At 34.6% G+C, this 19583-nt stretch carries 20 protein-coding genes; 7 read left to right on the top strand and 13 right to left on the bottom strand.

Annotated features, from left to right (window positions below):
- On the bottom strand, positions 1-99 hold a 99-nt coding region (gene rpmI / locus ACEYOS_RS00520; protein WP_373797475.1), incomplete at its 3' end, for a 50S ribosomal protein L35.
- A 680-nt stretch (positions 100-779) separates the two neighbouring features.
- Between rpmI and ACEYOS_RS00515 the strand changes: the two genes are divergently transcribed.
- The 5 genes from ACEYOS_RS00515 (at position 780) to ACEYOS_RS00495 (ending at position 4480) form a co-directional block, all read left to right on the top strand.
- Complete coding sequence (locus ACEYOS_RS00515) at positions 780-1019, top strand: hypothetical protein (RefSeq protein WP_373739094.1); 240 nt, start codon at positions 780-782, stop codon at positions 1017-1019.
- A gap of 396 nt (positions 1020-1415) precedes the next feature.
- The gene (locus tag ACEYOS_RS00510) at positions 1416-2111 is read left to right on the top strand and encodes a hypothetical protein (RefSeq protein ID WP_373709295.1); all 696 of its coding nucleotides are present in this window, start codon (positions 1416-1418) and stop codon (positions 2109-2111) included.
- Between the two features lie 179 nt (positions 2112-2290).
- On the top strand, positions 2291-3058 hold the full coding sequence (locus ACEYOS_RS00505) for a DUF4262 domain-containing protein (RefSeq protein ID WP_373709294.1): 768 nt from the start codon (positions 2291-2293) through the stop codon (positions 3056-3058).
- Positions 3059-3201: 143 nt separating this feature from the next.
- Positions 3202-3558 carry a hypothetical protein gene (locus ACEYOS_RS00500; protein WP_373709293.1) on the top strand — a complete coding sequence of 119 codons (357 nt, stop codon included), beginning with the start codon at positions 3202-3204 and terminating at the stop codon, positions 3556-3558.
- 454 nt (positions 3559-4012) lie between these two features.
- On the top strand, positions 4013-4480 hold the full coding sequence (locus tag ACEYOS_RS00495) for a GNAT family N-acetyltransferase (RefSeq protein WP_373709292.1): 468 nt from the start codon (positions 4013-4015) through the stop codon (positions 4478-4480).
- Between the two features lie 251 nt (positions 4481-4731).
- Here ACEYOS_RS00495 and ACEYOS_RS00490 read toward each other — a convergent pair whose 3' ends face one another.
- On the bottom strand, positions 4732-5256 hold the full coding sequence (locus ACEYOS_RS00490) for a hypothetical protein (protein ID WP_373709291.1): 525 nt from the start codon (positions 5254-5256) through the stop codon (positions 4732-4734).
- 389 nt (positions 5257-5645) lie between these two features.
- On the opposite strand from ACEYOS_RS00490, the gene ACEYOS_RS00485 reads away from it, so the two are divergent.
- Positions 5646-7268: an amidase gene (locus ACEYOS_RS00485; protein WP_373709290.1), complete on the top strand. Its 1623-nt coding sequence runs from the start codon at positions 5646-5648 to the stop codon at positions 7266-7268.
- 138 nt (positions 7269-7406) lie between these two features.
- Here ACEYOS_RS00485 and infC read toward each other — a convergent pair whose 3' ends face one another.
- The 8 genes from infC to ACEYOS_RS00445 all read right to left on the bottom strand — a co-directional run bounded on the left by infC (position 7407) and on the right by ACEYOS_RS00445 (position 13991).
- The gene (gene infC / locus ACEYOS_RS00480; RefSeq protein WP_373709289.1) at positions 7407-7913 is read right to left on the bottom strand and encodes a translation initiation factor IF-3; all 507 of its coding nucleotides are present in this window, start codon (positions 7911-7913) and stop codon (positions 7407-7409) included.
- An 83-nt stretch (positions 7914-7996) separates the two neighbouring features.
- A complete protein-coding gene (gene thrS, locus ACEYOS_RS00475) occupies positions 7997-9922 on the bottom strand; it encodes a threonine--tRNA ligase (RefSeq protein ID WP_373709288.1) in 1926 nt (641 codons plus the stop codon).
- 230 nt (positions 9923-10152) lie between these two features.
- Complete coding sequence (locus ACEYOS_RS00470) at positions 10153-10536, bottom strand: hypothetical protein (RefSeq protein WP_373709287.1); 384 nt, start codon at positions 10534-10536, stop codon at positions 10153-10155.
- Between the two features lie 124 nt (positions 10537-10660).
- On the bottom strand, positions 10661-10849 hold the full coding sequence (locus ACEYOS_RS00465; protein WP_373709286.1) for a hypothetical protein: 189 nt from the start codon (positions 10847-10849) through the stop codon (positions 10661-10663).
- Positions 10850-11083: 234 nt separating this feature from the next.
- Complete coding sequence (locus ACEYOS_RS00460; RefSeq protein WP_373709285.1) at positions 11084-11698, bottom strand: DUF4230 domain-containing protein; 615 nt, start codon at positions 11696-11698, stop codon at positions 11084-11086.
- Position 11699: 1 nt separating this feature from the next.
- Positions 11700-12260 (bottom strand): TlpA family protein disulfide reductase, encoded by a 561-nt coding sequence (locus tag ACEYOS_RS00455; RefSeq protein ID WP_373709284.1) that lies wholly within the window; start codon positions 12258-12260, stop codon positions 11700-11702.
- 29 nt (positions 12261-12289) lie between these two features.
- Complete coding sequence (locus tag ACEYOS_RS00450) at positions 12290-12757, bottom strand: hypothetical protein (protein ID WP_373709283.1); 468 nt, start codon at positions 12755-12757, stop codon at positions 12290-12292.
- A 94-nt stretch (positions 12758-12851) separates the two neighbouring features.
- The gene (locus ACEYOS_RS00445) at positions 12852-13991 is read right to left on the bottom strand and encodes an acyl-CoA dehydrogenase family protein (protein WP_373739093.1); all 1140 of its coding nucleotides are present in this window, start codon (positions 13989-13991) and stop codon (positions 12852-12854) included.
- Between the two features lie 195 nt (positions 13992-14186).
- Here ACEYOS_RS00445 and ACEYOS_RS00440 point away from each other — a divergent pair, with 195 nt between their 5' ends.
- Positions 14187-16061, top strand: a complete 1875-nt coding sequence (locus tag ACEYOS_RS00440; protein WP_373797474.1) for an endonuclease — start codon at positions 14187-14189, stop codon at positions 16059-16061.
- Positions 16062-16108: 47 nt separating this feature from the next.
- Here ACEYOS_RS00440 and ACEYOS_RS00435 read toward each other — a convergent pair whose 3' ends face one another.
- From ACEYOS_RS00435 to ACEYOS_RS00425, 3 genes are all read right to left on the bottom strand, one after another.
- Positions 16109-17554 carry a hypothetical protein gene (locus ACEYOS_RS00435; protein WP_373708711.1) on the bottom strand — a complete coding sequence of 482 codons (1446 nt, stop codon included), beginning with the start codon at positions 17552-17554 and terminating at the stop codon, positions 16109-16111.
- An 84-nt stretch (positions 17555-17638) separates the two neighbouring features.
- Positions 17639-17980, bottom strand: coding sequence for a MerR family transcriptional regulator (locus ACEYOS_RS00430; protein WP_373708712.1), 342 nt, complete (start codon positions 17978-17980; stop codon positions 17639-17641).
- Positions 17981-18049: 69 nt separating this feature from the next.
- Positions 18050-19357: a DEAD/DEAH box helicase gene (locus ACEYOS_RS00425; protein ID WP_373708713.1), complete on the bottom strand. Its 1308-nt coding sequence runs from the start codon at positions 19355-19357 to the stop codon at positions 18050-18052.
- Between the last annotated feature and the right edge of the window lie 226 nt (positions 19358-19583).

The raw sequence follows: 19583 nt of genomic DNA, 5'->3' as shown, positions 1-19583 counted from the left end.
TAGGATGTGGCTTTTATAAGCACCTTTTCTTTTAATCTTTCCGGTTCCGGTAAGCTTAAAACGCTTCTTAGCACCTGATTTAGTTTTTAATTTTGGCATTTTTGCTTAATTTATATATTTGTTATCAATATCATTTCTTCGCATGCGCATTCACTTTACAGTATTCTACCCATTTTTCAGACTGCAAAAGTACAAAATTTCAATCAATTATAAAAAGATATCCCCATCTAATATTTACTAAAGATTCACTCCTCTAATTTTGATCGTCCATTATAGAATTTGGGCGTGTCCTTCCGTCGGTCATGATCCCGTCTGAAGACGAGACTATTCCCTCCCTCAGGTCGGGCTCTTCGCTCATACTCCTCATGCCCAGGCTTTCCCAACGCCTATTCCGGGGTAACCGCTGCGATCCCTCACGCAGAAGCAGTTTTTAGAAAGAATTGAAGTTTGAAAAATGAAGTTATCCATACTTATTGATAATATTGTAAAAATAAGTTAATTACAGGAAAATGCATCTGTAAGTTGGGCCTTTTATAGTGTCAGTAAAACGCTCGGATTTAGATGGCGGCGTTTCCATGCTAAAAAATCACTTTCGACATTTTTTATATGCTCAAGTTTCTTTAAATAATTTTTTTGAGTCTTTTTTTAAGAGAATATTAAAAATAAAAATCCCTTCGACAATCAGTAAATAAAAAATATTAAGGAATTTGAAACTTGCGTATATTTGAGAGTTACCATCAAGTTTAAAAAACGGGGTAACCAAATAGAAAGTTCTTAAAATGAAATTAAATTCTCTATTGAAATTTGTAAAAGAAGTACTTTTTGGCGCATTTGAATTAATAGTTGCAAATGTAGAATCAAAAATTGGTTTTGCTATAATTTTTTTGGTTATTGGACTAGTTTTTTTGATACCTCGGGAAGGTGAAGAAAAGTATTTTTTCTCAATATTAGGAATTGCTTCATTAGTAAATTCCATCAGACTATTTGCTTTGCGATTTAAGGAAATTAAAAACAGATAAACTTTTGAAATAAAATATTTGCTGATACTCAAAATATAAAATCAGATAAATACCTTCCGAAATTTGGTTAAAAATTTTTCGAAATTGCATATAAGAATGTTAGAAACCTAAAGAATATCTGTAACTTAATTCCGCAAAAATCTAGAAAATAATGCGGAAATTTACCTTAAAAACACATCTAATATTAAAAGAAAAAATTAAGTTTAAGATCGAAAAAAAATTCAATAATCGCACAAAACCTGCTGGTAACACGGTATTTCTACAAGTTGGTAAGAAGTTTTCAATCGAAGATTTTAGCGGTTAATTAAGATTTTAGCAAGTAGAAAGTTTTCGTATTTTAGCCCGCCTGCAGAAATACCCAACCGTTAGCAGTAAGCTTACAAGAAGAACTAAGAAATGGGAACACCACTTTACGACATAACAATTTATTATAACGGAAACGTAATTAAAGACGCTCCAACAGATTGGGATTTTAGACGGACAGTTAACTACATCGCTGACTTCTATCACGACAGACTAAATGGTTATAAACCAGCAAAGACTGGTAGAATATGTATTCATCTCGGGCCAACAAAAAATTGGGACAAGCCAAATTACTTTGGTTCAATTTGTAGTTACGACAATGTTATTGATGAAAACAAATATTTAACCCTTTCAAAATCACAAAAATATAAATACATTCTTGACATTTTGCATTTAACAGTTATAGAAATTGCAGACATTTATGATTGGGACAAATCTGTTTTTAATAATGCATACAAACACATTATAGAAAGTGACTTTAAATTTGAAAAATATTATCCCGAGAAAAAATCCAAAGACAGAAAACACATTGGACAAATAGTTTTAGTTAAGACCGAAGAAAAATCTAAATTATATGCATCAATAAGAACAGGAGATTCTTCAATCAAAAAAGTTCTTCTTGAAAAAAATAATTGGTATTGGTTTGACAGCACTTACAATTTCGCTAAAAACTGCAAATGGCTTGACAATTCATCATTTGGACTTTATAAAAACGGTAAGAATTGCTATTTTTCGACTAACCACAACAGAACAATTAGCGACTTGACATTTAATGAAAATGATTTTTAGAACGACAGAAAAACCTACTCCTAACATCGTATTGGCAATAGTGCGGAGGAGTCGCAAGTTGAACTATTTCAGATGTCTCGAAGATTATTTATGATATGAAAGTTTCCGCGTTTTAGCCGCACCATCGCCAATACGCAACCGTTAGTAGCAACAAGAGCGACAGTGCTTAAAATCAAAAGATGAAAAAAGAAGACGAACATAATTGTATAAGCAAAGACGACTTGTTCGAGGAAACCAAATTGAACATTGACAAATTTGGACTTCAAGTCATCTCGGTTACTTCGACAAACTATTCACCATCTTTTGCTTACAGTATCGGTTTGACAAAAACATATAATCATCCAGAAATTATTTGTTTCGGATTTTCAAATAGGTTAGGACACGAAATATTAAATGACGTTGCAGAAATTATAAAAAACGGAGAAATAATAAAAAGCGGAATAATTTACACTGAAATATTTAAAGATAGTCGAGCAACATTTTTGAAAGTTGACAAAAGAAATATTCGAGATTATTTTGGTGCTGGTTTAAATTACTATGATGACGAAGAGTTTAATGCTTTGCAACTTATTTGGACAGACCGAAATGACAAGTTTCCTTGGGAAGATAATTTTGAAGAAGAGTTTGTATTCAAACAACCTTTGCTTGACAGAAACGCAGAATTTAAATTTAACGAAGAGAAAAACCTAGCAACTTTTACCACGCGACAATGGCTTGAAGATCTTAAACCAATATTACGAGTAGTTCACGACGAAGACGGAGATTGGCAATTCTTAACTGGTGACCAAATGCCAGAAGATATTAAACTTGTAGCATTAGAAGAATTAATAAAGCGAGACGAAACATTGAACGAAATTTTTGATCTTGAATATAATGAAGAAGCCGACAGAGATTTTATAGGCGGAAAATGGACAAGAAACAAAATGGAAAATGATCAGGAAGATTAAAAGGCAGTCGCTAACGCGAGATTTTTACAAGCAGGCAGTTTTAATCGAAGATTTCATCGATAAATTAAGATTTTAGCAAGTAGAAAGTTTTCGTATTTTTACCATCCTGCAGAAATACCCAACCGCTATACCCAACTTTTAAAATGACGCACTATACAATAGACAGCAATCGGATTGAAATTTATGAAGATTATACGTTCACGGAAGATTCGGCTGACAATGTTGATCAATATGACTTCGTCTACTCTGATCAATCTGAATACCATTTCTCTTCAGTTTTTGGAATAAAAATTTTTCAAAATGACCTACTTTTTAAAAGTGCAGTTATTCGTTCTACTGGCGGAAAGACAGAAATACACGAGACATCGGTAATTATTGAAAGTGACAGATTTTTAATTTGCTGTTCAGACACCGTCTTTTGTTTATCAATTCCTGATTTGACTTTATTGTGGCGAACAAAAGCTGATATAGCGACTTGTTTTGAAATTTATAAATATTAAGACACTTACATTATTCACGGCGAACTTGAAATTTCACGCATTGACAAGCACGGGAAAATACTTTGGCAACAAATCGGTGCAGATGTCTTTACAACATTGGATGGTGAAGACAATTTTGTCCTCACTGACAATTATATTTTAGTAACGGACTGGGAAAATAACAAATATAAATTTGATTATAATGGACGCTCAGTTTAAAACAGAATAAACGCTAGAGTAAACAGCAAATATTTGTATATAGGTAAAGTTTGATTCTGTTGTAACGCAACGTCACAAGGCTTTGAGCTGAAACAACCACACACTTTATTTTTCATAATTACCAATTCTGGAAAAAATTTGTAATTCCAAAATGTTCTGCATGAATGTACTGTTTAGCTATTTTAAATTATTTTTGCTCAAAGGTTTGTAAGAATCTTATTTTATTAAAACTAATTTAAATTCCCAGCCCAAAACCATGATCCCAAATAAAATAGAAATCATTCCTTATTCCAACGATTTAAAAGAAGCCATCAAAATTCTCAATTACGAATGGCTTGAAAAGTATTTTCGGGTGGAGAAAAGTGATATCCAATCGCTATCTAATCCAAATGAAGAGATTATTGATAAAGGTGGATTTATCTTTTATGCAAAACTTAATGGTGAAATTGTAGGGACGGCTTCTTTATTAAAGAAAACAGAAGATATTTTTGAATTAGGGAAAATGGCGGTCTCTGAAAAAGCGCAAGGTCACAAAATCGGAACTTTATTATTGGAACACTGTCTTCAGTTTGCAAAACAAAAACAGATCAAAACTTTAATTTTATACTCCAATAAAAAATTGAAATCTGCCCTACATCTTTACCGCAAATACGGTTTCTCAGAAATTAAACTGGATGAAGGTCTTTACGAAAGAGCAAACATTAAAATGGAAAAACATCTTTAAGAATAATTGTTCCTATTGCAATTCAGAGATTTATTTAAAACTTAAACTTATTTCGGATTGTTACTAACTGCTGGTTTTTTATATTTTTTAAACGTGACGAAATTGAAAGATCTCTCCAAAATCCTCTTTTTTATTTAATCGAAATTAAACACCAAACTCCCAATTTTCTAAACTAGTTGTTTCGAACTTTCTGATCATTTGCCAATTGCAAAAAAGCCGATTTCGATATTATCGAAATCGGCTTGATTTTTTTAAAATGTATTTCTACTTCCTTCAGAATCCATATCTGATTCCATGCCATCACTTGCAGTGTCGTAAAACCGATCTCCATCCGTAAAATAAAGATTGTTCTTGGCTTTACTGATGATTCTAGCTCGTTCTTTTTCGCTTAACTCGGTCGATTTTGCAGTTGTATCTGGATATCTTTCTTTGGTGAATTTGTTGACATTGATCGCTCCTTCATCATTCATAATTTCTCTTGCCTTTTCTGCACGATCCATATCATTGGTATAAACGGTAACGATGTTGCTTTTGGTTCCGGCATAACTATACTTGCTTCTATCATCTTCATTATCTCCGAAAAGCCAGTTCCAAAATCCTGACGTTTTTTCGTCTTCTTTGTAATTGTAATTTTTTGAACTGTTGTCATCAATTACTGAAGTAGAATAGCGGGAAACATTGTAATCTTCTTTTGGAAAGCCAGCAACATTTAATTGGTCTGCAACTTTATCTACATCTTCATTGTTTGGGAACATTCCCACGATGGTGTACGACATAATTTTAATTTTTTAATGTTAATAATTGTAATTTGGTAGTTACTGTAATATCAAAAATGATGACAAAACCTATGCGTAGCATTAATTTTACATGTTTTTAACATAATAATGAAAAGGAAAATTCAGCTTCATCTTTCCTAATCCGGTTTGAAAATTGGTATATCAGAAAAATTTAATGTTAATTTTCGCTCATTTCCTCACTGGTGGTTCTCTCCTTATTATTAATGAAATTTATTATTTTTATCGAATAGATATCTTCTTCCTTTCACTCTGGAAACTGTTCTGACTTTAAGCGATATCTAAAAAAAAAGAATAATACGAATAAGATTTTTTTGTATTTTTAAACATCAGAAATCCTCAACTTTATTACTTTGATATCTTAAACAACTATGAAAAGAAGCGATTTTTTAACGAATGCAGCTTTGGCCGCGATTGGTATCCCAACACTATTTGCCACAAATTCCTTTACCGAAAAAAATACACATTCTAAGCCACAAAATACCTCGAACGAATTCGACAATAATTTTGAATTAGATGAATTGACTGTTTCAGAACTTCAAGACATAATGGAGAAAGGAACGTACACTTCGGCGCAAATCACCCAGCTGTACCTGGACCGCATTGAAGCCATTGATAAAAATGGACCGAAATTAAACTCGATGATAGAAGTGAATCCAGATGCTGTAAGTATTGCTAGAGCAATGGATCAAGAAAGGAAAGAAGGAAAAATAAGAGGTCTTTTGCATGGAATTCCGATTGTAATAAAAGATAATATTGACACGAAAGATAAAATGATGACGACCGCAGGATCGCTAGCGTTGGTCGGAAATATCGCAAAAAAAGATGCATTTATTGTGACGCAACTACGAAATGCCGGCGCTGTTATTTTAGGAAAAACTAATTTAAGTGAATGGGCCAATTTTCGGTCAACTAATTCTTCTTCCGGTTGGAGCAGCCGTGGATTACAGACAAAAAATCCTTATATTTTAGATCGTTCACCGTGTGGTTCTAGTGCAGGTTCTGGTTCAGCAGTTGCGGCAAATTTAGGTACGATTGCGGTTGGTACAGAAACGGACGGTTCAATAACTTGTCCAGCTTCTATCAATGGGGCAGTGGGGATAAAACCGACGGTGGGTTTGGTGAGTCGTTCTGGAATTATCCCGATTTCACATACTCAGGATACTGCAGGACCTATGACGAGAACAGTCACCGATGCTGCCATACTTTTGGAAGTTTTGGCAGGCGTTGACAACGAAGATTCTGTGACTCAAGAAAGTCGTGGAAAACACACCAAGTACACCAGTTTTTTAAATAAAGACGGTTTAAAGGGTAAAAGAATTGGAGTGGAAAAGAAAAAATATACCAATCAATTTCTGAATGAGGCACAAGAAAAAGCTTTGGATGTTCTCAAAAAACAAGGGGCTACCATTATAGAACTTCAATACTTAGACAGCATAAACGCGCTGGCAAATGATGAATTCGCAGTGTTGAAATATGAATTTAAAAGTGGAGTCAATGGTTATCTTTCACAGACGAACGCTAAAGTGAAAAATTTAGCGGAGGTGATAAAATTCAATAAAGAAAACGAAGATGCAACGATGCCAACTTTTAAGCAAGAACTGTTGGAACAGAGTGAAGCCAAAAAAGATTTAAATGATCCTGTTTATCTTGAATCATTAAAAAATAGTCATAAAGGATCTCAACAGATTATTGATGGTGTAATTAAAAAATATAATCTCGACGCAATTACTGGTTTGACAATGGGGCCAGCGTGCAGTATCGATGTTATTTACGGAGACAAATGGGGCGACGTTTCTTTGACCGCTCCTGCTGCAATGAGTGGTTATCCACATATTTCTGTGCCTTGTGGGAAAGTGTACGATTTGCCAGTTGGTTTGTCTTTTTTTAGCGGCGCGTATCGCGAGGGAGAAATTATTTCTTTGGCTTATGCTTTTGAACAAGCCACAAAACACAGGGTAAAACCAGAGTTTAAAAAGTCGTTTCTGGCTTAAACTTTTATTTTAATTTCTGCTGACTTTGCAGTATTAACTAAAATATTCCCCACATAGGAGTAACATAAAAAAGAGACCCGAAATAGGTCTCTTTAATATTTTTATCATTCAAATTGAATGATCGATAAATGGTTGAAATTATTTCGCCGGTTTTTTAGGACTCATCATCATAATCATTCTTTTACCTTCTAATTTAGGCAATTGATCAACTTTTCCGACATGCTCCAGTTCTTGGGCTAATTTAAGAAGAAGGATCTCTCCCTGATCTTTAAATATAATCGAACGCCCTTTAAAGAAAACGTAAGTTTTCAATTTTGAACCTTCTTCCAGGAATTTTTCAGCGTGTTTTTTCTTGAAATCATAATCATGCTCATCGGTTTGAGGACCGAATCTGATTTCTTTAACAACAACTTTAACTTGTTTAGATTTTAGTTCTTTCTGTTTCTTCTTTTGCTCATAAAGAAACTTTTTATAATCCAGAATTCTGGAAATAAAAGGTTCTGCTTTATCTGAAATAACCACCAAATCCAAATCCTGATCTTTTGCTATTTCAAGAGCTTTTTCTAGCGGATAAACGCCGGGTTCCACATTATCACCTACTAAACGTACTTCTCTTGCCCGAATCTTTTGATTGATCTGGTGCAAATCTTCTTGAACACGTCTCTGTGGACCTCTACCTCTGTAATGAAATTTTTGTGCTATGGTGTCTTTTTTTAATTGGTTAAATTCTAATTTGTAATTTTTGCTTCTTTTTTGAAGTAACTGATGAAATCCTCAACGCTCATTGTGCCCAGATCTCCTTCGCCTCTTCGACGTACAGAAATCGTGCCTTCTGCTTCTTCATTCTCACCAACGATTAACATAAATGGTAGTTTATTCAATTCCGCGTCACGGATTTTTCTACCAGTCTTCTCGTTTCGTTCATCAATCAGTCCGCAAATATCGTGATTTTCCAGCAATTGTGAAACTTTTTTTGCATAATCCGTATATTTTTCACTAATCGGCAAAATGGTGAACTGATCTGGTGCCAACCAAAGTGGAAAATCTCCGGCTGTATTTTCTAATAAGATAGCGATAAACCGTTCCATAGAACCAAATGGCGCGCGGTGGATCATCACAGGTCTGTGCTTTTCATTATCGCTTCCAATATAAGTAAGGTCGAATCGCTCCGGTAAATTATAATCGACCTGGATTGTTCCTAACTGCCATTTGCGACCAAGCGCATCTTTTACCATGAAATCCAGTTTTGGACCGTAGAAAGCTGCTTCACCATATTCGATGACATAGTTCAACTCTTTCTTTTGAGCTGCCTGAATGATGGCGTCTTCTGCTTTTTTCCAGTTCTCATCAGAACCGATATATTTTTCTTTGTTCTCGGGATCTCTTAAAGAAACCTGAGTTACAAAATCTTCAAATCCTAAAGATTTGAAAACGTATAGTGTTAAATCAATTACATTTTCAAATTCTGCCATCAACTGATCTGGCGTACAGAAAATATGGGCATCATCTTGGGTAAATCCACGAACTCTTGTTAAACCATGAAGTTCTCCCGATTGTTCATATCTGTAAACAGTCCCGAATTCTGCAAATCTTTTTGGTAAATCTTTGTAAGACCATTGACCCACTTTATAGATTTCACAATGGTGTGGGCAGTTCATCGGTTTTAACATAAACTCTTCCCCTTCGTTTGGAGTTTTGATCGGTTGAAAACTGTCTGCTCCATACTTATCCCAGTGTCCTGACGTTACGTATAATTCTTTGGCCCCGATATGCGGTGTCATTACGAATTCATAACCTGATTTTTTCTGAGCAGCGGAAAGAAATTCTTCTAATTTTTTTCTCAAAGCGGTTCCTTTTGGTAACCATAATGGTAAACCGGCGCCTACTTTTTCTGAGAAAGCAAAAATGCCAAATTCTTTACCGAGTTTGCGGTGATCACGGCGTTTTGCTTCTTCTAATCTTTCTAAGTATTCCGTTAAGTCTTTTTGTTTTGGGAACGTAATTCCGTAAACTCTTGTTAACTGTTTGTTTTTTTCATCGCCTCTCCAATAAGCACCGGCTGCGTTAAGAACCTTTGCAGCTTTTACAATTCCTGTAGCTGGAATATGACCACCTCGACATAAGTCGGTGAAGTTATCGTGCGTACAGAAAGTAATTTCACCATCGTTTAGATTAGAAATTAATTCGGTCTTGTATGGATTGTCGGCGTATTCTTTTAAAGCATCTGCTTTTGATACCGGATACAATGAAAAGGTTGAATTTTTCTTTGCATTCTCAAGCATTTTCTTTTCGATCTTTTCAAAATCTTTTTCAGATAAAACCTCGTCGCCAAAATCGACGTCGTAGTAGAATCCTTGCTCAATTGCCGGTCCGATCGTTAGTTTTGCCTCTGGATAAAACTCCATAATGGCTTGTGCTAAAAGGTGAGCGGAAGAGTGCCAAAATGCTTTCTTACCCAAATCATCATTCCAGGTCAGAAGTTGAACCGTAGAATCGGTAGTGATCGGCGTGGTGATTTCTACCTGTGTTCCGTTTACAATTGCGGAAATGGTATTTCTCGCCAAACCTTCGCTGATTGACTTTGCTACTTCGAGCGGATTTACCGCGCTTTCAAATTCTTTGATGCTTCCATCGGGAAGAGTAATTTTGATCATTTTGAACTAAAAATTTTAAGAAGCAAAAATACGGATTTTTTTACTTTATATGATGGTTTTTTCTTTAAAACTATCTCACCAACAAATTTGTGATGGGCTATAGTTGGTGTGCCATGACTGAAAATGGAATCTATTTCGACACTAAGTATCAGGGACAAGTTTCACTAAAATGAAGAAGTCGTTCCGGAAATTTAATTCTGAAACGACCTCTAAACTATTTAAAAAAATAACTAGTTCTTGAATGGATCAATACGACCTTGTCTTAATTTACTTTTCTGATCCTTTAATTTTTTTCTTTTCTTTAATTGACTTTCAGTGTTGAAAGAGTGCGTTTCTTTCTTTACTTTTTCGAAGTACATGCCTGTGATCTTGTTCAAATCACCGCCAAATTTGATCAAAATGTTTTTAGCTTTATGCGCACGATTTAAATTCGGTGTGTAAACTGAAATTTCATTCTCATCGATAAAGTGATCTTCTACTAAAGATTCAGGCTGAAACTTCGAATTTTTTGTAAAACCATCGAATTTTTTAATGAACCCTGCTACCGTTAAGTGCTGTGCTGCTGAATTTGCATCGTCTGTTGTTGGGAAAACTCCTCTAATATTGTAAGTCATGATTTATATTTAATGGATTCTGCATACTATTATGTGTTACATATGGTATGCAAAATTTGTGACAATCAACGACTGTTCTCATACTTTAGCAATACTTTAACATTAAATAAAAAAAGCGAAAATATTAATTTTCGCTTTTTTGATTATCGTTATCTGTTTTTCCGTCTGGTTGTAAATCGGAGGTTTTCTTAATTTCTTTTTTTAAAGTTTCTTCAGAATGTATTTTTTCTGACGCTGCAGGAACATTTGGGAAATCCTGATTTTGCTTTTTTGCTTCAGCATCTTTTGTTTTTTGATCTTTTTTAGAATTCATGATCGTATGGTTTTTATTTGTAGGTAATTTATGTTGATACTATTATTAACCTTCAAAACCATTGCCAAAAAATAGTAGAAAATTTTTAAAGATGATTAAAGGATCGTTTTATATTTTTTAATGAAGAAAAAGTCAGTGACGTTATTTCTGAAAATAAACAGGCGTCTCAAGATTTAAGTTAAGACGCCTGTTTTGAAAATTAGCCGTTTACTTTTTTCTAATATTTAACAATCATTAAAGTTTGCTCTTATCGAACGTGCCGGTTTGATCCTCAATGGTATAATTTAAAGCTTTTGCCAAAACGAAGATCTGATCCAGGTTTTCAAGAAGTTGTTTTCTACCTTCAGCTCGAAGCCTATTTTGATTAACTGTTTTGTAGGCATTGTCCTTTGCTGATTTAGTAACCTTCTGAAAATCTTTGTCGCTAAATCGGTTGAAGAAAGAATCATCCATCGATTGAATTTCTACACTTGGAATAATTCGAATGTCTGCGTTAGGCAATTCTTCGAGGATCAATTTCTTATTGATAGAATCAACTTTGATTTTCATTTTTGACAAATCGTACGTAACCTGAGCATTCGTCTTAGTGAAAGTAATAATTTGTTTTTCGGTAGATGGTAAAAGAGAACTGCCAAGCACTTGCGAAGTGACCTTGGTTTTCTGCATGCTCGAAAAATCCTGCTCCATCACCACCAGCTTATTCATCTTCCTGATCTGATTGGTGATGATATAATAATCGTTCTGAACTTTATCTTCTGTTTTTTTGGTCAGAGAATTCCAAAGCAGGAAAATAAAGATCATTGCAACTACGCCGCCGACAAAGGACAGTATTATTTGTTTATTTTTCAATTTATTTAATTAAATCTTTTAGAGAACTATTGTCTTTTTTCAGTATTTCAAGCAGGTCCCTTTCAAGATATCCTGTTGAAGGACTTTCAATAATCCTACCAATTTCTTTGCCATACTTCTGAACAATAATTGTTGGAACCCTTTGTATATTCAAAGGTCCTTCTTCTCCATTAGGTGCTTCTTTCTTACGGTTAACCGCGATCATGGTCAATTTACTTTCTGGATGACCAACCGCTTCGAGAATTTTAAAAAATCGTGGGACTTCCCGGTGGCTGTCTTCACACCAGGTTCCCATAACCAAAGTAATGTTATAAGAATTAAGTTTTTCTTTCTTTAATTCTGCAATTGTTTTTTGGTCAAGGCCGTATTCATCGTGTTCTTTTACATACCATTCGCTGTATGGTTCTTTTAAAAGTTGATCTTTTGTCTGGTGTCCTAAAAGCATTTTTCCGTCGTTTGTTGTTTCTACTTCACGATTGACTACAATTTTTTGTGATTCACAAGACTGTAGTGCAAAGAATAGAGTAGAAGCGGTGAATATTATTTTTGTAAAATTTTTCATTAAGGTAAAGTATAATTGAAAATGGATTATTAATTTTCTAAGATCGTTTTTAAATCAGCGGGTGAATAGTATTTGTTCTTAAGAACTTTGTGATCAGATGATCGATGAACATTAATTTTATCACCTGATTTTTCGGAATAAGCATCTTCTCCTATTTCTTTGTAGAAGGCAATGGTTTCATCTGCTTCCTCCTGGTTAGAACAAGCTTTCGACATATTGGATCGCTGAACTTCATCAAAAAGTTTTACAAATTTTTCACCCAAGCCAAATTCTAAAACCGCGCCGCTTAAAACATATTGAAGATCACACAAAGCATCCGCGATTTCTACCAGATCGTTGTCAGCAATTGCCTCTTTTAATTCATTTAATTCTTCCTGTAATAAAGAAATTCTTAAGTTGCAACGCTCCGCACTTGGAATTGTAGGTTGGTCTAAAATCGGTGCGTTAAATGTTTTGTGAAATTCTGCGACCTGATTTAAGGAATCTATTTTGTCCATTGAGTTTTTAATTTTAACAAATATAAACATTCAGTTTAATAAATAAAAAAGCTGACTCATAAATGAATCAGCTTCTATTGAAATCTTTAAAAAGTTACTTTGAAATTTCTCTTCCAATCACCAATCTCTGGATCTCAGAAGTTCCTTCTCCGATCGTACACAATTTAGAATCTCTGTAATATTTTTCAGCTGGGAAATCTTTAGTATAACCATAACCTCCAAATATCTGAACGGCGTTATTAGCAATTCTAACACAAGCTTCAGAAGCATAGAGTTTTGCCATTGCTCCTTCTTTGGTCATTGGTTGTTTTGCATTTTTCAAATTTGAAGCACGCTGAATCAATAATTCTGCGGCATCAATTTCTGTTGCCATATCTGCAAGCATAAAATTAATCGCCTGGAATTCATTGATCGCTTTACCGAACTGATGTCTTTCTTTTGAATATTTTAAAGCAGCTTTGTAAGCGCCTTTCGCAATCCCTAAACTTAAGGCAGCAATAGAAATTCTACCACCATCTAAGATTTTCATCGCTTGTTTGAAACCAGATCCAACTTCTCCTAAACGGTTCGCATCTGGAACTCTTACGCTGTCAAAAATAAGTTCTGCGGTTTCTGAAGCGCGCATTCCTAATTTATTTTCTTTTTTGCCTGACGTAAATCCGGCCATTCCTTTTTCGAAAACAAAAGCAGTTGAATTATTTCTGGCTCCTTTTTCACCCGTTCTGGTCATCACGACTGCGATATCTCCAGAAATGGCATGCGTGATAAAGTTTTTTGCACCGGAAATGATCCAGTCATCACCGTCTTTTACAGCAGTGGTATTCATGCCGCCTGAATCTGATCCTGTGTTATGTTCTGTTAATCCCCAAGCACCAATTACTTTACCAGAAGCCAATTGTGGCAACCATCTTTGTCTTTGTTCTTCATCACCGAATTCATAAATATGATTCGTACACAATGAATTATGCGCCGCAATTGAAAGTCCGATCGATGGATCAACCTGTGAAATTTCATCTAATATCGTCACGTATTCGTGGTATCCTAAACCAGAACCTCCGTATTCTTCAGGAACTACAATTCCCATAAATCCCATATCACCCAATTGATGAAATAATTCTACAGGGAAAGTTTGGCTTTCATCCCAATCCATAATATTAGGACGGATATTTTTTTCTGCAAAATCCCGGGCGGTTTCTGCAATCATATTTAGATTGTGAGTAAGTTCGCTGTTCATATTTAATATTTGTTTTCAAAGATATAGAAAATGTACAAAAACATAAAATATTTTGCTGTGTTATCCATTATATTAATAATCGATAGTTACAATCAGTTCGTTTTTGAAAATGATGCTTTTTATTATCATGAAAATTAAATCAGGTTTTTAGTCGGATAAATGACTTATGTTGTAATTTAGCTTAAAATCTATTCAATGAAACAATTTTTATTCTCTGTTGTCTTGGTGCCGGCTTTCTTATTTTCTCAGGCACCAACTAATTATTATAACGGGACTGCCGGCGTCACTGGTTATGAATTGAAGTCGAAACTTCACGATATCGTTTCTACGAAGACCATCACCTGGCATTATGGAGACTTACCCAATTTTTATGGCCAAACAGATCTTGATCATTATTATGATTACGATGCTTCTAATGATACTATTTTGCTTGATATGTACAGCAATAATCCGACGGGCGTAACCGCATATCATTATACAAAAGAAAACCTTATCAGTTCAGCAGGTACTGAAGGTCTCGGTTACAATAGGGAACATATGATGCCGCAAAGTAGTTTTAACAGCAACTATCCGATGTATTCTGATTTGTTTTTTGTAATTCCAACAGATGCCAGAATCAACCAAAGAAGAAGTAATTACCCGTACGGAATCGCTGGATCAACGAATTATCACACGTTTACCAATGGTTCTAAAATAAGTAACAATGGCACTCCTAATTCGGGCTATACCGGAAGAGTTTACGAACCACATCCAGAGTTTAAAGGAGACATTGCGCGGAGCCTACTATATTATGTGGTTCGCTATGAAGGTAAATTAAATTCTTTCAATTTCTATAACGGATCCTCGCCGGCAAATGATACAAGTCCGTTGGATGGAACAGAAGAGAAGGCGTATGAAGATTGGTTTCTTGCCCTGCTTTTACAATGGCACAATAACGACCCAGTTTCTCAAAGAGAAATTGACAGAAATAATATCGTGTATGGAATTCAGAAAAATAGAAATCCTTTTATCGATCATCCGGAATGGGTGAATGCGATTTGGTCTCAAAATCCGGTTGTCGTTATTCCAGCAGCTCCTGAAAATTTAAGTGCGTCGCAAGTCAGTTCGTACTTTGTCAATTTAAATTGGACCCCTTCTACAGATGCTGATGTTTTAGGTTATAAAATCTACCAAAATGGAGTTTCGATTGGATATTCAAAAACACCGAGTTTTACAGCCGATCATCTCTCCTCTTCCACACTTTACCAGTTTACTGTAAAAGCATATTATCGAAATTATACAGAATCTGTTGACAGTAATTTATTAACTGTTAAAACGCTGGAGCAAGATATTTATGCCAAAGATTTGCTGATTACTAAATATCTCGAAGGAACAGATAGCAATACTGCGCTTGAAATCACCAACAAAACTGGACATGCAGTTAACTTGAGTAAATACCGAATCAGTGCTCAGTTTTATAACAGCACCAGCGCGAACTATTATTTCCCGGCTCCGTATGAATTAGAAGGAGTTGTCGAGAATAATCAGACCTTTGTTATTTTAAATCCTAACTCTAATTTCTCTTGTATTACAAATGACGATGCGAGATTCGTTTCAGCTGCTCCACAAATGACTTTTAATGGAAGTAATTATTTAGAGCTTCGATATGCCTCAAGTACCATTGATGCTATCGGAACAAAAGGTGTTAACAACTTTGGTACGCTCGCTGATATTTCGCTTTATCGAAATTCTTCCGTAACAAATCCGTCTTTCATGTTCAATCTTGCCGAGTGGCAGGCATATCCTTCCGACTATTGCGAAAATGTAGGCGTTTTGTCAGCTGCCGAAATTATTGGTACTGAGAAAATTGAAATTTCTGTTTATCCAAATCCAGCAACGAACATTTTATTTGTGAAAGGAAAACAATTAGAAAAAATTAAGAATGCTACTGTTCATGATTTTTCTGGAAAACAAATTTTGAATTGGAACGACCCTTTTAAAAATGGAAATTATATTGATGTTCAGAATCTTCTTCCTGGAGTTTATATTTTGAAATTAGATCATCAAACTTTGAAGTTTATTAAAAAATAAATTAAGCTTTATCTTATTAAGAATCAGTTTCTCCGGAAGCTGATTTTTTATTTGAGGTACATTCTCATTTTCTGTTCAGCTTCAGGTTTAATGTTCATCGTTCTAAAGAATTTATTCTCATTGGTATACGTAATCCGATAATAAATAATTTTATCAGCATAATATTTAAAATAAGGATGACTTTTCAACCACGATTCAGGTGCTTCCATGAAACTGTATTTTGGAACATTTTCGGTAAGCAAAGGAGCTGTGGAAATAAGTTGTTCTGCTAAAGCTTTATCAATATTGTAGGTTTCTATGATTTGTTTGGTGTTTAAAAATCCGCCTAATTTGTTTCTAAATCCAACTAAACTTGAAGCACTTTTTTCATCAAAACCAAATTCTATCAATTGTTTAAAAGTGATGTCGTTGATATTTGTTCTTCTAAAATCGGTCTTTGTTTCAGTACTATTTACAAACTTGGAATTTTGAGATTGATTGCCCGAATTGTTCAAAGTGTTTTCTGCTTTTTTAGAACCGATGTTTTCAGAATTCAAAACGATGAATGGTTTTAGTTGCGCAAATTTTTCTGCTGAAATCACGAAGCAACGTTCGATATCATCTAAAGTTTTAAAACTTCCTTTCAAATTTCGGTCTCTGTAGTTAACGATAACCTGTGCTTGTTTTTCTGAGAATCCAAGAGCTTTCCAACCGTCCAGGTCAGTGGTGTTTGGATCAAAGGGTTCAATGTTGATGGCTGGTTTTTGAATCGATTGCTTGCTGTCGGCAAATGATTTTCGTTCAAAAGTATTTGCAGGAGCCGTGTCCGGAAGTAATAAATAAGGTGCCAACTTTCTGTAATTCTCATCACTGATCATATAGCATTCTTTGAATTTCTCCTTGCTGATGAAACTTCCACCCAAATAATTTTTATATTTTAAAATAGAACTCGCTTGTTTTTCGGTAAAACCTAAATTGATAAAATCATTAACAGAGTAACTATCTGGATTAAATTTTCCGGGAATGGTTAATCCTTTATTAGATGAAGAAGAAGCGTAGTTGTAGGAAGTCTTTCTGGGACCGTAATTATTGGTATAACTGCGACTGTAATTTTGATTGGAATTCGTTTTGCTTGCCTGCTCAGGAAGTAAAAGATAAGGTTCAATTTCACTGTATTTTTCAGCAGAAATGGAGTAGCATTTTTGGAGTTGTTCTTTGGAAGTGAAATTTCCACCAACGACTGATTTGTATTTTAAGATGGTCGCAACTTGCCGTTCAGAGAATCCCAAATTGATCCATTCCTGTTCACTTAAATCGTTAGGATTAAACTCTTTTAATTGAACTTTCTTTCCGGAAACAGTTTCGGTCTGCGAATTTTCGGTAAAAGTTAGGGGAGAATGTTCGGGAGTTTTGCTGGAATTAAAAAAGTATAATCCCGAAATTAAAAAGAGCCCAGAAGTTGCAAAACCTAAGAAATAATTTTTCGCTGCGGAGAGTTGTATAGATGATTTCATAGTAATAATTTTCAGTAAAGCTATTCTGATAAATTATACTTATCTAAAGTAATACACCTATTTTAAAAAGGAAAAAGACCCTTTTTATTCGGGTCTTTCTACAAGTGATTCTTTTAATTTTTGCAACTCTGCTTTTACAAACTCCAAGCGGTCAATCATAGACACGGTTTCTGAAATTTTCGAATTGGTGGTTAAAGCAATTCGGGCACCGTCAAGCGTATAGCCTTTTTCTTTAACCAGATGATAAATAATTTTCAGATTTTTAATATCCTCAGGAGTGAAATAGCGGTTTCCTTTTTTATTTTTCTTAGGCTTGATGATCGGAAATTCCTGTTCCCAGTAACGAATCAGGGAAGCATTGACATCAAAAGCTTTTGCAACTTCGCCAATCGAATAATAGAGTTTGTCTGGTAAATTAACTTTCATTTGAAATAGGTCAAAAACAAAAATACATAAAAATTAAGACTTTTTAAAGAAGACATTGATCATGCTTATTTAGTAAGCAATTTCGATTTTTAATTTCTTGTTTTTTAATCTTTGTCCTTCTAATTTTTTTAGTAGAGCAACTACTTTCTGTCGGTTTACTGCAACATAAGAAGTAGTATCTTTAACTTCGATCAAGCCGATATCATCTTTCTCCAGTTCTCCTTTTTTAATTAAAAAACCAACGATATCAACTTTATTCACTTTATCTTTTTTTCCAGCGCTGATGTAAATTGTCAAAAATGGAGTTCTTGACGGCATTTTATAATCCTGCGTTAAAACTTCTTCCGGCGTATTTTTTTTAATAAAAGGGAAGTTTTCATCCTCCGTCATTATTAAATAGACATAACCTTTGGCGTTCATTCTCGCAGTTCGTCCGTTTCGGTGGATGAAAGCGTCTTCTTTCGGCGGCAATTGATAATGTACAATTGATTCTACTTCTGGAATATCTAAACCTCGTGAGGCTAAATCGGTCGTAATTAAAATTCGGGAAGAGTCATTTTTGAACTTGAGTAAAGCGCGTTCTCTTTCGTCCTGTTCCATTCCGCCGTGAAAAGTTTCTCTTGAAATTCCTTTCTCTTTTAATAATTCTGAAATTCGGTCAACCGCATCTCTGTGGTTACAAAATATCAATGTTCTTTTATTACCGATCTTACAAAGCAAATTAAATAAAGTGTCTAATTTTTCTTCGGAAGTCGTGAGTACTTTTCTCAATTGAAAGTCTGGCTTAATTTCCAGAACTTTTAAAAAGTCTACTTTCTCCGGACGATTGATACCAGTAAATTCTGGAATTTCTGGCATTGCTGTCGCTGAGGTGAGCATTCTTTGCTTCAAATTCGGCATTTCATTAATAATGAAACTCATGTCCTCATGAAAACCAAATTCAAGTGATTTATCAAACTCATCTAAAACCATCGTCTCAATCGTCGTCGGATCGAAATTGTCATTTTTTAAATGGTAAGCGATTCTACCAGGAGTTCCTATCAGTAAAGCAGGAGCCTGGATCAAGTTGTTGACTTCAATTTTTTTATCGTGTCCACCATAGCAAAATGTTACCTTATAATCGGTGCCCATGCTTTTGAAAACCTGTTCGATCTGCAAAGCCAATTCTCGTGATGGAACAATGATGATGGCTTGAATTCCAGCCGATCTCGTATTTAAATTTCTAAGAATAGGAAATAAAAATCCAAGTGTTTTTCCTGAACCGGTCGGAGAGAGTAGAATAACATCTTTGTTGTCCTGTGAAGCTTTATAAGTGGTTTTCTGCATTTGATTCATGTCCTGAATCTGCAAATTTTGGTAGATTGTCTGTAAGTCCATTCTGCAAAGGTAAGGGAATGCATTTATTAATGACTTTAAATATAATAAAATGATCAAGAAATTTCATTAATAATGATTGGTGGTATGAAATAAAACCGTATTTTTGCACCACTTTTTGTGGAAGCATTTGGCTAAGGTAAAACATTAACAACTAACATCTTCTGTATTTTTCAAACAACCACATTCAGCCAGATATTGAAAGGTAAAGAATACAAATTATTTTTAT

Origin of the sequence: Kaistella sp., assembly GCF_041824135.1 — a bacterium.
Classification (GTDB): Bacteria; Bacteroidota; Bacteroidia; order Flavobacteriales; family Weeksellaceae; genus Kaistella.
The sequence above is the reverse complement of the archived record's forward strand: the minus strand, read 5'-3'. Positions and strand labels throughout refer to the sequence as shown.